The 15,084-nt window shown below is 64.5% G+C and carries 15 protein-coding genes; 13 read left to right on the forward strand and 2 right to left on the reverse strand.

Annotation, left to right across the window (positions count from 1 at the left end):
• Window positions 1-2: 2 nt before the first annotated feature.
• From V6M89_RS05355 to V6M89_RS05375, 5 genes are all read left to right on the forward strand, one after another.
• The gene (locus V6M89_RS05355; RefSeq protein WP_332852222.1) at window positions 3-1,904 is read left to right on the forward strand and encodes an acyl-CoA dehydrogenase; all 1,902 of its coding nucleotides are present in this window, start codon (window positions 3-5) and stop codon (window positions 1,902-1,904) included.
• 26 nt (window positions 1,905-1,930) lie between these two features.
• The gene (locus V6M89_RS05360; RefSeq protein WP_116990695.1) at window positions 1,931-2,233 is read left to right on the forward strand and encodes a Dabb family protein; all 303 of its coding nucleotides are present in this window, start codon (window positions 1,931-1,933) and stop codon (window positions 2,231-2,233) included.
• A 99-nt stretch (window positions 2,234-2,332) separates the two neighbouring features.
• Entirely contained in the window at window positions 2,333-3,115 is a 783-nt protein-coding gene (locus V6M89_RS05365) for an SDR family oxidoreductase (RefSeq protein WP_332852223.1), read from the forward strand.
• Window positions 3,116-3,117: 2 nt separating this feature from the next.
• A complete protein-coding gene (locus V6M89_RS05370; RefSeq protein WP_332852224.1) occupies window positions 3,118-4,125 on the forward strand; it encodes an NADP-dependent oxidoreductase in 1,008 nt (335 codons plus the stop codon).
• Window positions 4,125-5,030: an SDR family oxidoreductase gene (locus tag V6M89_RS05375; RefSeq protein ID WP_332852225.1), complete on the forward strand. Its 906-nt coding sequence runs from the start codon at window positions 4,125-4,127 to the stop codon at window positions 5,028-5,030. Before V6M89_RS05370 ends, V6M89_RS05375 begins: the two co-directional genes overlap by 1 nt.
• Window positions 5,031-5,054: 24 nt before the next feature.
• Here the strand turns inward: V6M89_RS05375 and V6M89_RS05380 are convergent, their stop codons facing one another.
• Entirely contained in the window at window positions 5,055-5,912 is an 858-nt protein-coding gene (locus V6M89_RS05380) for a Crp/Fnr family transcriptional regulator (protein WP_332852226.1), read from the reverse strand.
• Window positions 5,913-6,119: 207 nt separating this feature from the next.
• Between V6M89_RS05380 and V6M89_RS05385 the strand changes: the two genes are divergently transcribed.
• From V6M89_RS05385 to V6M89_RS05415, 7 genes are all read left to right on the forward strand, one after another.
• Window positions 6,120-6,776: a BON domain-containing protein gene (locus V6M89_RS05385; protein WP_332852227.1), complete on the forward strand. Its 657-nt coding sequence runs from the start codon at window positions 6,120-6,122 to the stop codon at window positions 6,774-6,776.
• A 91-nt stretch (window positions 6,777-6,867) separates the two neighbouring features.
• On the forward strand, window positions 6,868-7,395 hold the full coding sequence (locus V6M89_RS05390; protein ID WP_332852228.1) for an FxDxF family PEP-CTERM protein: 528 nt from the start codon (window positions 6,868-6,870) through the stop codon (window positions 7,393-7,395).
• An 81-nt stretch (window positions 7,396-7,476) separates the two neighbouring features.
• Window positions 7,477-7,917, forward strand: a complete 441-nt coding sequence (locus V6M89_RS05395) for a hypothetical protein (protein ID WP_332852229.1) — start codon at window positions 7,477-7,479, stop codon at window positions 7,915-7,917.
• 10 nt (window positions 7,918-7,927) lie between these two features.
• Window positions 7,928-9,610, forward strand: coding sequence for a putative bifunctional diguanylate cyclase/phosphodiesterase (locus V6M89_RS05400; RefSeq protein WP_332852230.1), 1,683 nt, complete (start codon window positions 7,928-7,930; stop codon window positions 9,608-9,610).
• Between the two features lie 104 nt (window positions 9,611-9,714).
• Window positions 9,715-11,064: a hybrid sensor histidine kinase/response regulator gene (locus V6M89_RS05405; protein WP_332852231.1), complete on the forward strand. Its 1,350-nt coding sequence runs from the start codon at window positions 9,715-9,717 to the stop codon at window positions 11,062-11,064.
• Window positions 11,065-11,127: 63 nt separating this feature from the next.
• The gene (locus V6M89_RS05410; protein WP_332852232.1) at window positions 11,128-11,529 is read left to right on the forward strand and encodes a hypothetical protein; all 402 of its coding nucleotides are present in this window, start codon (window positions 11,128-11,130) and stop codon (window positions 11,527-11,529) included.
• Window positions 11,526-12,995 (forward strand): ATPase domain-containing protein, encoded by a 1,470-nt coding sequence (locus V6M89_RS05415; protein WP_332852233.1) that lies wholly within the window; start codon window positions 11,526-11,528, stop codon window positions 12,993-12,995. Before V6M89_RS05410 ends, V6M89_RS05415 begins: the two co-directional genes overlap by 4 nt.
• Here the strand turns inward: V6M89_RS05415 and V6M89_RS05420 are convergent.
• Entirely contained in the window at window positions 12,992-14,083 is a 1,092-nt protein-coding gene (locus V6M89_RS05420) for a tartrate dehydrogenase (protein WP_332852234.1), read from the reverse strand. The two genes, V6M89_RS05415 and V6M89_RS05420, sit on opposite strands and share 4 nt — an antisense overlap.
• Before the next feature lie 81 nt (window positions 14,084-14,164).
• On the opposite strand from V6M89_RS05420, the gene V6M89_RS05425 reads away from it, so the two are divergent.
• Window positions 14,165-15,082 carry a LysR substrate-binding domain-containing protein gene (locus tag V6M89_RS05425; RefSeq protein ID WP_332852235.1) on the forward strand — a complete coding sequence of 306 codons (918 nt, stop codon included), beginning with the start codon at window positions 14,165-14,167 and terminating at the stop codon, window positions 15,080-15,082.
• The last annotated feature ends 2 nt before the right edge of the window (window positions 15,083-15,084 follow it).

The following is a 15,084-nucleotide window of genomic DNA, read 5'->3' on the forward strand; positions in this document are numbered from 1 at the left end:
CCATGCCGTCCCTCCAGCTGTCGCGCCGCGACATCGCCTTCATGCTGTACGAATGGCTGGATGCGGAGGCGCTGACCCGGCGCGCCCGCTTCCAGGACCACAACCGCGAAACCTTCGATGCCGCCATCGATACGGCCGAGCAGCTCGCCACCGAGCTGTTCGCGCCGCACAACAAGAAGAGCGATAGCGAGGAGCCGCACGCGGTTCCTGGCGAGCGCTGCCTCAACGTCAAGATCATCCCGGAGGTGAAGACGGCGCTCGACGCCTTCTCCGCCGCCGGCCTGATGGCGGCCGGGCAGGACTTCGAGCGCGGCGGCATGCAGCTGCCGGTGGTGGTGGAAAAGGTGCTGGCCGCGTACTTCACGGCGGCCAATGTGGCCACCAGCGCCTACACCTTCCTGACCATGAGCGCCGCCAACACGCTGCTCAAGTGCGGCACGCCGGAACAGGTGCGGCGCTATGTCGATCCGATGTTCGCCGGCCGCTACTTCGGCACCATGTGTCTGTCCGAGCCGCAGGCCGGTTCCAGCTTGTCCGACATCACCAGCCGCGCCGTGCCCGATCCGCAAGCCGGCGTCGACGGCGAGCGCCAGTTCCGCCTGACCGGCAACAAGATGTGGATCTCGGCCGGCGAGCACGAGCTGTCGGACAACATCGTGCACCTGGTGCTGGCCAAGATCCCCGGTCCGGACGGCAAGCTGATCCCCGGCGTCAAAGGCATCTCGCTGTTCATCGTGCCCAAGTTCCTGGTCCACGAAGACGGTAGCCTTGGCGAGCGCAACGACGTCGTGCTGGCCGGCCTGAACCACAAGATGGGCAACCGCGGCACCAGCAACTGCCTGCTCAACTTCGGCGAAGGCAAGTTCCAGCCGCAAGGCGAGGGCGGCGCCGTCGGCTACCTGGTCGGCAAGCCGCACCAGGGCCTGGCCAATATGTTCCACATGATGAACGAGGCGCGCATCGGCGTCGGCCTGGGCGCGGCGGTGCTGGGCTACACCGGCTACCTGCACGCGCTGGACTACGCCCGCAATCGTCCGCAAGGCCGCCATCCGGCGCAAAAAGATCCGGCCCAGCCGCAACTGCCCATCATCGAACACACCGATGTGCGGCGCATGCTGCTGGCCCAGAAGGCCTATGTTGAAGGCGGACTCGGCTTGGTGCTGTACAGCGCCCGCCTGGTCGATGAGCAGCACAGCGCCGAAACGCCGGAAGCGCGCGAGCATGCGGCGCGGCTGCTGGATTTCCTGACGCCGATCACCAAATCCTGGCCGTCGCAATGGTGCGTGGAGGCCAACAGCCTGGCGATCCAGGTGCACGGCGGCTACGGCTACACGCGGGAATACAACGTCGAACAGTTCTACCGCGACAACCGCCTGAACGCCATCCACGAAGGCACGCACGGCATCCACGGTCTCGACCTGCTGGGCCGCAAGGCGACCATGCAGGACGGCGCGCTGTTCAAGGCCTTCGGCGTCGAGCTGCGCAAGACGGTACGCAAGGTGCGCGGCAGCGTAGGCGCGCCGGATGCGCTGCCGTCCGACCTGGCCGAGCTGGCCGGCATCGGCAAGGAACTGCTGGCGCACGCCGATGCATTGGATGCCGCTTGGCAGGCAGTGGAACTCGTCACGCAAAAGCTGTATGCTGCCGGCGACCTGAACAAAACCCTGGCCAACGCCAGCCTGTACCTGGAAGCGGTCGGCCACGTGGTGGTCGCCTGGATCTGGTTACAGCAGGCCTTGCTGGCCGCTGCTGGACTGAAAACCTGCGACGCCGATTTCTATCGCGGCAAGCTGCAAGCCTGCCGCTACTTCTTCCATTGGGAACTGCCGAAAGTCGAACAGCAGCTGGAACTGCTGGCCAGCATAGACACCACCACGCTCGACATGCGCGACGCGTGGTTCTAAACAAGCGATAACTAAAGCGAGACCAGATGATCAAGCACATCGTAATGTGGAAACTGAAGGACCATGCCGAAGGCGCCGACCGCGCCACCAACGCGGCCAAGATGAAAGCGCTGCTGGACGGTTGTATCGGCCTGGTGCCCGGCCTGCTGAAGCTGGAGGCCGTCGTGGCTCAGCCCGGCCTGGAAGCGACCTATGACGTCATGCTGTACTCCGAATTCACCGACAAGGCCGCGCTGGACGAATACCAGAACCATCCCGACCACGTCGCCATGAAGCCATTCTTCGGCGCGGTGCGCGATGCGCGCCAGTGCATGGACTACGAAATTTAACCCCGTCATTCCCGCGCACGCGGGAATCCATGCCGAGCCTCCGGGCCGGCGAAGTATGGGCTCCCGCCTGCGCGGGAGCGACGCTTTACAGGAATCTATATGCGTACAACTCAAGAATTGTTTTCCCTGGCCGGCAAGACCGCGCTGATCACCGGCGGTTCGCGCGGACTGGGCCTGCAAATGGCGCTGGCGCTGGGCGAGCAGGGCGCCAAGGTCGTCATCTCCTCGCGCAAGCAGGCCGACCTGGATGAAGCGGTAGCCTTCCTGACCGGCCACGGCGTCAGCGCCCACGCCATCGCCGCCGACCTGTCGCAGGACGCCCACGCCGACGCGCTGGTGACGGCCGCGCTGGCCCACCTCGGCCATATCGACATCCTGATCAACAACGCCGGCGCCAGCTGGGGCGCGCCGGCCGAAGACCATCCGCTCGAAGCCTGGGACAAGGTGATGAACCTGAACATCCGCAGCATCTTCGTGGTGTCGCAGCTGGTCGGCAAGCGCTCGATGATCCCGCGCGGCTACGGCCGCATCATCAACATCGCCTCGATCGCCGGCCTGGCCGGCAATCCGCCGGGCACCATGCAGACCATCGCCTACAACACCTCGAAAGGCGCGCTGGTCAACTTCACCCGCACGCTGGCGGGCGAGTGGGGCCGTCACGGCATCACCGTCAACGCGCTGGCGCCGGGCTTCTTCCCGTCGAAGATGACCAAGGGCTTGCTGGAGAAGCTGGGGCCGGACGAGATCTCCAAGGATGCGCCGCTGGGCCGCCTGGGCGACGACGAAGACTTGAAAGGCGCGGCGGTACTGTTCGCCTCCGACGCCGGTAAGCACATCACCGGCCAGATCCTGGCGGTGGACGGCGGCGTATCGGCGGTCTGACAATGACCGCGCTACCCAAGACTTACCAGCGCATCGTGCTGGCGGCGCGTCCGCGCGGCCCGGTGGCGGCGGAGAACTTCCGGCTGGAGACGGTGGACGTGCCCGAGCTGGCCGACGGCGAGGTGCTGATCCGCAATCACTACCTGTCGCTGGACCCGTACATGCGCGGCCGCATGAGCGCGGCCAAGAGCTACGCCACCTCGCAAGCGCTGGACGAGACCATGATAGGCGGCACCGTGGGCCAGGTGCTGGCGTCGCGCAACGATTATTTCAAGGCCGGCGACTGCGTCGGCGGCATGCTGGGCTGGGCCGAGATGGGCGTGTCCGACGGCGTGCTGCTGCGCAAGCTCGACACCACGCGCATTCCGTTGTCGGCCTACCTTGGCGTGGTCGGCATGCCGGGCATGGCGGCGTGGTACGGTTTCAATCAGATTCTGGAAGCGGGCGCCGGCGACACGGTGGTGGTGTCGGCGGCCAGCGGCGCGGTCGGCAGCGTGGTCGGGCAACTGGCCCGGCTGCGTGGATGCCACGTGGTCGGCATCGCCGGCGGGCCGGAGAAGTGCGAGTACGTCGTCAAGCAGCTGGGCTTCGACGCCTGTGTCGACTACAAGGCCGGCAACCTGGAGGCCGACCTGGCCGCCGCCACGCCGGACGGCGTCGACGCGATCTTCGAAAACGTCGGCGGCGCCTGCCTCGACGCGGCGCTGGCGCGTACCAATCCCTTCGCCCGCGTGGCGTTGTGCGGACTGATCGCCGGCTTCAACGGCCAGGAAATGCCGATCAAGAATTCGCGCCTGCTGCTGATCAACCGCCTGATGGTACGCGGCTTCATCGTCACCGAGCATATGGAATTTTGGCAGCAGGGCTTGCAGGAGCTGGCCGTGCTGGTCGCCAATCACCAGATCAAATACCGCGAATCGGTAGCGGAAGGCCTCGCGGCCGCACCGCAAGCATTCATGGGCCTGCTGCAAGGGCATAATTTCGGCAAACAACTAGTGAAGCTCATCTAATGAAAACATTCAGAGACAAGGTCGTCGTCATCACCGGCGGCGCAAGTGGTTTAGGTCGTGAATTCGCCAACGTGGCGGCGCGCGAGGGCATGAAGCTGGTGCTGGCCGACGTGCAGGCCGACGCGCTGCAACGCGCGGTCGATGAGCTGAAGGAGCAGGGCGCCAGCGTGATCTCGCGCCTGTGCGACGTGCGCAAGGGCGAGCAGGTGCAGGCGCTGGCCGACGCGGCCGTGGCCGAATTCGGCGCCGTGCATCTGCTGTTCAATAATGCCGGCGTTGGTTCCGGCGGCCTGATCTGGGAAAACACCGAGGCCGATTGGGAATGGGTGATGGGCGTGAACGTGTGGGGCGTGATCCACGGCGTGCGCATCTTCACCAAGCTGATGCTGGAAGCGGCCAAGCGCGATCCGTCGTTCGAAGGCCACATCGTCAACACGGCTTCGATGGCGGGCTTGCTGAATGCGCCGGCGATGGGCGTGTACAACGTCTCCAAGCATGCGGTGGTGTCGCTGTCGGAGACCTTGTACCAGGATCTGCAACTGGTCGGCGCGCCGATCGGGGCATCGGTGCTGTGTCCGTATTTCGTGCCGACCGGGATCAGCCAGTCGCACCGCAACCGTCCCGAGGACGTGCGCATGACGCAAGGCCCGACCGCCAGCCAACTGGCCTCGCAAGCCATGACGGACAAGGCGGTATCGTCCGGTAAAGTGTCGGCGCAGGACGTGGCGGAGATCACCTTCAAGGCCATCGCCAACGGCGACTTCTACATCTACTCGCATCCGGGCGCGCTGGCCGGGGTGCAGGAACGCATGGAACACATCGTGGCCGGCAGCAATCCCGGCGATCCGTATGCCGCCACGCCGCATGTGCGCGAGGCGTTGCGGGCCAAGATGAAATTGGGCTGATTTTCCGGAAGGCCTGTCAGCCGCCTATCGCGTGAAAATGATAATGGCCTGGGCATCATTCGATGCCGCATCGTCCGCATCGTGCGCCGGCGGGTTGCGGCGTTCGCCCGGTCCGGTGCGCCGGCTGACCGCTTCGCTGCGTGGCAGCCATACGCGCAGCGGGATCGCCGGCGCGCTCTGCGGCGCCATCAGCCGCGCCGACTCCTTGCGCATCACTTCATAACATTCGCATACTTGTTGCTCAAGGCCGACCCGCGTCAGCACGCGGATACGGCCGCGCCGGCAACTGATGAGTCCCAGCGCCTGCAGGCGCCGGGCCGCTTCGGTGATGCCTTCGCGCCGCACCCCCAGTATCGTCCCCAGCGCCTCCTGCGTCACCACCAGCTCGCTGGTATTTGAATGATCCAGCGTTTGCAGCAGCCAGCGGCACAGGCGCTGCGTCGTCGAGTGATGGCTGTTGCAGACGGCGGTTTGCGACATCTGCGTCATCAACCCCTGCGTGTAGCGCAACAATCGATCGAATAGCGGTCCCTTGCGATGGAATTCCTCCAGCAAGTGGCTCGCCCACAGGCGGTAGCCGTAACCGGCGCTGTGCACGACCGCCCGGTTGGGCGTGGTGGCGCCGCCCATGAACAAGGACACGCCAAGCAAGCCTTCGTTGCCGACGCTGGCAATTTCCGAGGCGCCGCCATCTTCCAGCTCATATTGAATGGAGACGATGGACGTGGTGGGGAAATAGATATGCGTCAGTTGTCCCCCGCACTGGTACAGGACGTCGCCGTGGGCAAGACATACGAGTTCCAGATGGGGCGACAACCGCTCGAATTCTGCTTCGCTCAGCGTTGCCAGCAACCGGTTTTGACTAAACGCTGCGTTATTCATGGATTCCTCATATTTCATATTACTACAGAAATGCTCATAACCAAGGCTGGCAGCGTCCACGCCGCTCGTCTGTGGCTTGGCATACATTCATTGTGGAAATAGTGCAAAAAAGCCACGTATCGGAGTTTTGTGTGGAAACCCACAGAGCCACATCGGCGCCGCCGTCACGATGGGTTCATTGAACAGGCTTGGCGATGGGGCAGTGTTATGAATACCGATCAGCAATTGCAACAGGATGTCACGGCGCAGCTCGACTGGAATCCGGCGATCAATGCCGCCCAGGTCGGCGTTGACGTCCATCAAGGCATCGTCACCCTGGCCGGGCATGTCGGCACACTGGCTGAAAAATGGGCGGCCGAGCAACTGGTGTTGCGACTGACGGGTACGCCGGCCAGGAGCGAGGCGCTGGATGTTCAGCTTCCGGGCAGCGGGCAGCGCAGCGACGGCGCGTTGGTGCGGGCGGTCGAGTATGCGCTGGCCTGGCAGACCGTGGTGCCGGCCGGCCGGCTCGCGGTGACGGTCGACGGTGGGTTCGTGCAGCTGACGGGCGACGTCGATTGGCAATACCAGCGCCTGGCCGCCGAGCAGATCGTGCGCAACCTCACCGGCGTGCGCGGCGTCGACAACGCCATTGCGATCAAGCCCGCCGTTGCGCTGAGCGCCGTGAAGCACGACATCGAAGGCGCGCTGTTGCGCTGCGCCCGGCGCGACAGCGCCCATCGGGTCGACATACGGTTACAGAATGACGAGGTGACGCTGTCCGGTTTCGTTTCCACCTGGGATGAGCGGGTCAGCGCCATCGATGCCGCGTGGAGCGCACCGGGCGTACGCAATGTTGTCGACGAAATGCAGATGCGGTTGTAGGCGCACTGCGGTATTGCCGCCAGGTTGCACGGCGGTGTGGGACTCTTCCCGGTATCCGGGCCATGCAGTGCTTTTCCAGGGATGTAAAAAAATGAAAACAAAGTTCGTATTGGCCAGCTTGGCCTTGCTCGCCGCCAGCAGCCTGGCGTCGGCAAACAATATCAGCATCGACGCCGGTGTCTTGCCGTTGAGTCCGGCAAGCCCTTATGCCCACCTGTTCGTCCATGACGCCTCAGCCTTCACGGATACCATCGACTTCATCGTTAGTAGCGGCAGCCTGGGCGCTTCAGCCAACTCGCTCAATGTCGAGTTCAGGGGGCTGCCGGTGTTTGATATCCAGGGACTCAGCTATTCGGTCTGGGGTGGCACGTCGGCTGCGAGCACGGTCTGGTACGGCACTTTTCCAGGCAATAACATCAGCTATGACATCGGCTTGAACCTGGCTGGCGCCTATCATCTGGTGGTGACCGGGGTGGCGGACGGCTTGAACGGCGGCGCCTATGGCGTGGCGCTGGTCTCTGCCGTGCCGGAGCCGGAGATGCTGTTGATGCTGCTGGCCGGACTGGGTATCGTGGGCGTGGTATCGCGGCACAAAAAACCCGCGGAAAAAGCGGCTTAAGGCAGACAAAAACCGCTCTTCCGAGCGGTTTTTGTCGTATGGCTCATCAGCGTCCGGGCCGCTGTTTTTGATGGAAATATCATGACCGCTGAAAAGTATTATCCGCAAGCCGTCCTGATGTGGCTGGAGACGAATCAACCGGTGCTGGTGTCCCGGCGCTCGATGCAGCTGTGGCGCTCCGTCCACCAGCAGTTGGCGCCTCTCGTGGGCGACAACGGCTTCCTGGCCTTGTTCTGCCGCTGTGTCGATCTGTGCGGCGTCCGTTTTACCTGGCTGCGCAACACGACCGCGAACAGTTCAGCGGCACATTCTTTCGATCTGCTGGGAGCCCAGTTGGCGGGACGCAGCGTGGCCGAAGGGCTGGCTGCCAGCCGTAGCCTGTTCAGCATGTTCTATGAATTGCTGCTGTTGCTGGTGGGCGAGTCGCTGGCGGCCGGCGTGATAGACGCCGCCTGGCGCGACCGACTCCAGCATCAACGGATTTACAGTGCGTTGGCGCCACCGCCCATCAAACCCGCATGAGAGGCTCACTATGAGTAGCACTGTCGCCGATCCATCCCATCCGGAACGCCGCTGCGGACCGCAGGAGGGGGCGCACGACCGGCGTAGCGCCGGCCGGCTGCAGGCGACGGTGCTGGCCGGCGGCGAACATCTGCTGGCGGCGCGCGAGGCGCAGCTGGTGGCACGCGAACTGGCCGCCGAGCGGCGCGACGTCGTGCTCGAACAGCAAAACCAGCAGCTGGCGTTGCGGCAGGCGCAGATCGCCGAGCGCGAGCGCCATGCGCAACGCCGCCTGCGCGCGCGCGAGCGCGAACTCAGCAGGCTGCGCGGCGCCAATGCACAGCTGGTCATGGCCACGCTGGGCGCCCAGGAGCTGACCGAGGAAGTGCGGCGCGCCAAGGACCGCATGGGCTACCTGGCGCATCACGATTTCCTGACCAACCTGCCCAACCGCGTGCTGCTGATGGAACGGCTGGCGCAGGCGATCGCCATGGCGGCGCGCCAGGGCAGCCGGATGGCGGTGCTGTTCGTCGACCTCGACCGCTTCAAGGTGATCAACGATTCGCTGGGCCACGCGATCGGCGATCTGCTGTTGCAGGCGGTGGGCCAGCGCTTGCTGTCGGTGCTGCGCACCACCGACACCGCATGCCGCCAGGGCGGCGACGAGTTTGTCGTGCTGCTGGCCGAGGTGGCCAACGAGCGCGCGGTGGCCGAGCTGGCCGATACGCTGTGCCGCGCCATCGCCGAGCCCTACCAGCTCGACGGCGAAACGATCCACATCGGCGGCACGATAGGCATCAGCATGTACCCGGAAGACGGCAAAGACGCCGAAACGCTGATACGCAACGCCGACATGGCCATGTACCACGGCAAGCACAGCGGCCGCAACCGCAGCTACTTCTATCGCCCGGAGATGAATCTGCGGGTGGTCGAACGCCAGCGCATCGAGGCCGACCTGCACCGCGCGCTCGGGCTGGGGGAGTTCGCGCTGCACTATCAGCCGCGCGTCAACCTGGCCAGCGGCGCCATCACCGGCGCCGAGGCCTTGCTGCGCTGGACCCATCCCGAACACGGCGCGGTGGCGCCGTCGCGCTTCATTCCGGTGGCCGAGGACTGCGGCCTGATCGTGCCGCTCGGCGAATGGGTGTTGCGCGAAGCGTGCATGCAAGTCGCGCGCTGGAAGAGCGAGGGCCTGGATCCCGGCGTGATCGCGGTGAATATCTCGGCGCTGGAATTTCGCGATGACGGCTTTGTCGGCCGCCTGCGCGCCGTGCTGGCCGACAGCGGCCTGACGCCGGCCTGCCTGGAACTGGAGATCACAGAAGGGGTGCTGATGCACGACGCCGGCGCCAGCGCGGCCATCCTGCACGAACTCAAGGAGATCGGCGTGCTGCTGGCGATCGACGACTTCGGCACCGGCTACTCCAGTCTCAGCTACCTGAACCGCTTTCCCATCGACGTGCTGAAGATCGACCAATCCTTCGTGCGCGACATCCGCGCCGCGCCGGGCGACGGCGTCATCGTTGGCGCGGTGATCGCCATGGGCCGCAGCCTGGGCCAGCGGGTGGTGGCCGAAGGCGTCGAGGAGGTCGAGCAGTTGAACTTTTTGCGGGCCCGACACTGCGATGAGGGCCAGGGCTATTTGCTCGGCAGGCCCATGCCTGCCGGCAGTTTCGGCGCGCTGCTGGTCGCCGGCGGCGAGATTCCACCATAGTATTCCCCTGCTGGAAGCCAAAACCGGTTAAGGTGTGGGACACCGCCGTCAAAAGCTGAAACGCAGCGTTGTTTCGATCAAATTTACCAGGCGGTCTCCTCATCATGAACGACAACGCAGTACCCGATCCGTCCACCATGTCAGCAACGATGGCGCTGCAAGCCTCGCACGACAAGGAAGTGAACGACTTGCGTGCGCTGGTCAACCAGTTGCTGATCCAGCTGGAGTTCTTGCGTCAGCAACATGACAGTGCGCAAACGCTGGAGAGCCATGTGGTGCAGCTGCGCGAGGCCAACGAGCATCTGGTGCTGGCCACCTTCAGCGCGCAGGACAAGCAGGCTACCGCCGAGGATGCCACGCAGCGCCAGACCAGCTTCCTGTCGATGCTGGCGCATGAGTTGCGCAATCCGCTGCAGCCCATCGCCCACGCCAACGCCTTGCTGGGCAAGCTGGCCGACAGCAATCCCGAACTGATACGCCTGCATGCGATCATCGAGCGCCAGATCGGCCACATGTCGCGCCTGATCGAGGACTTGCTCGATGCCTCGCGCATCAGCAGCGGCAAGATCGGCCTGGACAAGGCGCCGCTGCTGCTGGCCGATATCCTGGCCGCGGCGGTGGAAGCCAGCCAGCCGCAGATCGAGACGCGCCAGCAGCAATTGAAAATGGTGCTGCCGCCGGGGACCACGCATGTGTATGGCGACCAGATGCGCCTGGCGCAGGTGTTTTCCAACTTGCTCAACAACGCGTCCAAGTTTTCGCCGGAGCACGAGGTCATCGTGGTCACGGCAAAGGTGGTCGGCCGCATGGTGCAGGTGTCCGTGCGCGACCATGGCATGGGCATACCGTCGGAATTGCAGCCGTTTATCTTCGACCTGTTCACGCAAGGCCTGCAATCGCTGGACCGCGCCCAGGGCGGGTTGGGGATAGGCCTGACGCTGGTGCGCTCGCTGGTTGAAATGCACGGCGGGACGGTGCAGGCGCACAGCGACGGACTTGGACTGGGCAGCACATTCAGCGTGCTGCTGCCGATGAGTGTGGTGGCCGCCATCACGCCCGCGCTGCCGTTGCCGGCCTTGCCTAGTCCGCATTGCAGGCGTATCCTGCTGGTCGAGGACAATCACGACGCCAACGAAACGCTCAGCCTGTTGCTGGAATTGGGCGGGCACTCGGTGGTTCAATGTTACGATGGCGCCCTGGCGGTCGAGCAGGCGCTGGCGCAGCAGTTCGACGTGGTGATTTGCGACATCGGATTGCCAGGCCTCGATGGGTTCGCAGTGGTGGAAGCCATCCGCGCCGGCCCGGCGCCGCGCGCGCCGTATTTCATCGCCACCTCAGGCTACAATCAGCCGCAGGACCGCGCGCGCGCGGTGCAGAGCGGCTTCGACCACTACCTGGTCAAGCCGGTGGCGATCGCGATGCTGCTGGCTTTGATCGACTTGCACGTACATTGACGCCGTTGCCGCTTTGCCGGTACAAACGATTCTTTTCGCTTTACTGAATGAATATCCTCACCTATGGCGACTAACGACGAACTGCACCAGATAATAGCGCGCAATGTGGCGCGCCGTGCCGACGCCGGCGCGGCGGACAGCGTCGTGCTGTGGGAACGGCTTTCTATTGAATTGATCGCCATCATCGGACGCAATGGCTTCCATACGCTGTACGCGCGCAGCATCCACATGGTGCGTATTCGCCATCCGTGGTTGGCGGAGGACGCCGACCCACGTTTCGAGAAGCTGAGGACCAGCCTGGAACACCAGGCGCCGGCGTTAGCCGCCGAGGCAAGCATCGCCTTGCTCAATACTTTCATCGACACGCTGATCCAATTGATCGGCGAGCCCTTGACCACTGCAATCATGCGATCGGCCTGGGACCACGATACCGTGAACACCGTCGCTAAGGGAATTCAACAATGATCGATAAAGTCAAAATCCAGCGTCTGCCGACTGGCGTGCCGGGCCTGGATGAACTGCTGGGAGGAGGGATCCCGGAATATTCCTTCAATCTTCTGGCAGGCACGCCGGGCAGCGGCAAGACCACGATGGCGCACCAGATGATGTTTTCGCTGGCGGGACCGGACCGGCGCGCGCTGTTCTTCACCGTGCTGGGCGAGCCGCCGCTGAAGATGCTGCGCTACCAGCAGCAGTTCCCGTTCTTCGATATCAGCAAGGTCAACCAGTCGATCAAGTTCGTCAACCTGGCGGCCGATCTGCTGGACGGCGACTTCGACCGGGTGCTGGCGCGCATCGCCGACGAGGTGCGCGATTTTTCGCCCAGCCTGGTGTTTGTCGATTCCTTCCGCTCGGTGGTGCAGTCGGCCCAGGGCATGGATCGCGGCGCCGCCGGCCTGCAGCACTTCGTGCAGCAACTGGGCATGCAGATGACCAGCTGGCTGGCGACCACTTTCCTGATCGGCGAATACCTGGCGCCGGAGGCCGAGTCGAGCCCGGTGTTCACGGTGGCCGACGGCATCATCTGGATGTCGCAGCTGGTGCACCGCGACGCGCTGGTGCGCAAGATCCAGGTGGTCAAGATGCGCGGCCAGGCGCAGAGCCTGGGTGTTCACACTTTCCGCATCAGCGACAGCGGCGTGGAAATCTTCCCGCGCGCGGTGTTGCGGGCCGCCGTCACCGAGGTCTCGATCGCCGGTCATCAGCGCTTGTCGATGGGCGTGCCGGAGCTGGACCGGATGATGGGCGGCGGGGTGCCGGCCGGATATTCGCTGCTGCTGGTTGGGCCGTCCGGTTCGGGCAAGTCGGTGCTGGCCACGCAATTCCTGGCCGAGGGCGTGAGCAAGGGCGAGGCCGGCGTGATCGCCGCGTTTGAGAAAAGCCCGAACCAGCTGCTCAGCCATCATTTGAACGAGCTGATCGAGAATGGTCACGTGGGCGTCATCAACACCCGCACGCTGGACCTGTCGATTGACGAGATCCTGCACGACCTGGTCGCGATGATCGAACGCATGCAGGCCAAGCGGGTGGTGATTGATTCGCTGTCCGGCTTCGAGCTGGCGCTGGCGCCGTCGTTCCGCGACGATTTCCGCGAGTCGCTGTACCGCATGGTGGCGGTGCTGACGGCGATGGGCGTGACGGTGCTGATGACGGCGGAACTGGAAGACCGCTACGAGATGCTGCGCTTTAGTTCCTACGGCAATGCCTTCCTGGCGGACGCCATCATCATGCAGCGCTACGTCGAGCTGGAGGGGCAGCTGAAGCGGGTGATCTCGGTGATCAAGGTGCGTGCCAGCGATCACAGCAAGGAAATCCGCTTCTTCGACATCACCGCCGCCGGCCTGGTCGTGGGCGAGCCGGCCACACAATACGCCGGCATGCTGACCGGGCGTCCGGTAGCGGCCGCAGCGCCGGCGAGCGCCCCCGACTAAGTCGCGGCCGGCCCCAGTTGCGCGGCGATGGCCTGACCAGCCTCGCTGGTGCTGGCGGTGCCGCCCATGTCCGGCGTGCGCTGGCCGTCCACTAGCCACGCTTCGATCGCGCCGACGATGGCGTCGTGCGCCGCGCGGTAGTTGGCGTCGCCGTTGCCGAGGAAGTCCAGCATCATCGCACCGGACCAGATCATGGCGACCGGATTGGCGATGTTCTTGCCGTAGATATCCGGCGCCGAGCCGTGCACCGGCTCGAACAGCGACGGCCACTGCCGGCTTGGATTCAGGTTGGCCGACGGCGCGATGCCGATGGTGCCGGTGCAGGCCGGGCCGAGGTCGGACAGGATGTCGCCGAACAGATTGGACGCCACCACCACATCAAACCGCTCCGGCGACAGCACGAAACGCGCGGCCAGGATGTCGATGTGGTACTGGTCCCAGCGCACGTCAGGGTAGTCCTTTGCCATCGCGGCCACGCGCTCGTCCCAGTACGGCATGCTGATCGAGATACCGTTCGACTTGGTGGCCGAGGTCAGGTGCTTGCGCGGCCGGCTCTGCGCCAGGTCGAAGGCGTATTGCAGCACGCGGTCCACGCCGGTGCGCGTGAAGATCGCTTCCTGCAGCACGAACTCGCGCTCAGTCCCTTCAAACATGCGGCCGCCGACGGACGAATATTCGCCCTCGGTGTTTTCGCGCACGATGTAGAAGTCGATATCGCCCGGCTGCTTGTTGGCCAGCGGGCAGGGCACGCCGGGCATCAGGCGCACCGGCCGCAGGTTGACATACTGGTCGAACTGACGGCGGAACTTCAGCAACGAACCCCACAGCGAAATATGGTCTGGCACCAGCGCCGGCCAGCCGACCGCGCCGAAGAAGATGGCTTCGTAGCCTTGCAGCTGCTCGAACCAGTCGTCCGGCATCATCTTGCCGTGGGCGGCGTAGTAGTCGCAGCTGGCCCACTCGAAGGTGGTCCATTCGATGTTGATGTTGAAGCGGCGCGCCGCGGCTTCCACTACCCGTATGCCCTCGGGCATGACTTCTTTGCCGATGCCGTCGCCGGCGATGACTGCGATTTTGTGTGTTTTCATGAGCGTTCTCCTTGAAGGGAAGGATAGCGCGATCTGCTTCGTTTAAAATGTGTTGAAATGTGACTTCGTAGAACACGTATCGTGAATAATAAGATAGAAAACGACGACCTGCGCGTGCTGGTGGCGGTGGCGCGCAAATCCAGCTTTGTCGGCGCTGCGGAGGCGTTGGGCATGTCGCCGGCCTATGTCAGCAAGCGTATCGGGGTGCTGGAGGAGATGCTGGACGTGCGGCTGTTTCACCGGACCACGCGCCGCGTCGTGCTCAGTGAGGATGGCGAGCAGGTCTACGCCCGCGCGCTGACGATACTGGAAAGCCTCGACAGCCTGTTCGACGATGTCGCCGAGCGCAAGGGCGTGCCGCGCGGACTGCTGCGGGTCAGCAGCAGTTTCGGCTTCGGCCGCAACGTGGTCGCGCCGGCGATTGCCGGGTTGCTCAAGGCCCATCCAGCGCTGGAGGTCAGGCTGGAAGTGTTTGACCGCCTGGTCGATATCGTCAGCGAAGGCTTCGACCTGGACATCCGCGTCGGCGACGACATCGCGCCGCACCTGATCGCGCGCCGGCTGATGGACAACCACCGCATCCTGTGTGCCGCGCCGTCGTATCTGGAACGGCGCGGGACGCCGCGCACGCTTCAGGAATTGGCCGACCATGACTGCCTGGCGATCAAGGAACGCGACATGCCGTTCGGCGTATGGCGCTTGCGCAGCGGCGCGCAGGACGAGATTGCGGTGAAGGTGACGGGGCCGCTGTCGTCCAACCACGGCGAGATCGCGCTGCAATGGGCGGTGGCGGGCGCGGGCATCGTGCTGCGCTCGCGCTGGGATGCGCAGCCGCACCTGGACCGTGGCGACCTGGTGCAGGTGCTGCCCGACTACACGCAGGACGCCAACGTCTGGGCGGTGTATCCGCAACGGCTGGCCAGTTCGGCTAAGGTGCGCGTGTGCGTGGACTTCCTTGAGCGGCACCTTGCATGCGACAATCCTGCTTCCCCCAACTAGCC

It is taken from the genome of Duganella sp. S19_KUP01_CR8, from assembly GCF_036688705.1.
GTDB lineage: Bacteria > Pseudomonadota > Gammaproteobacteria > Burkholderiales > Burkholderiaceae_D > Rugamonas.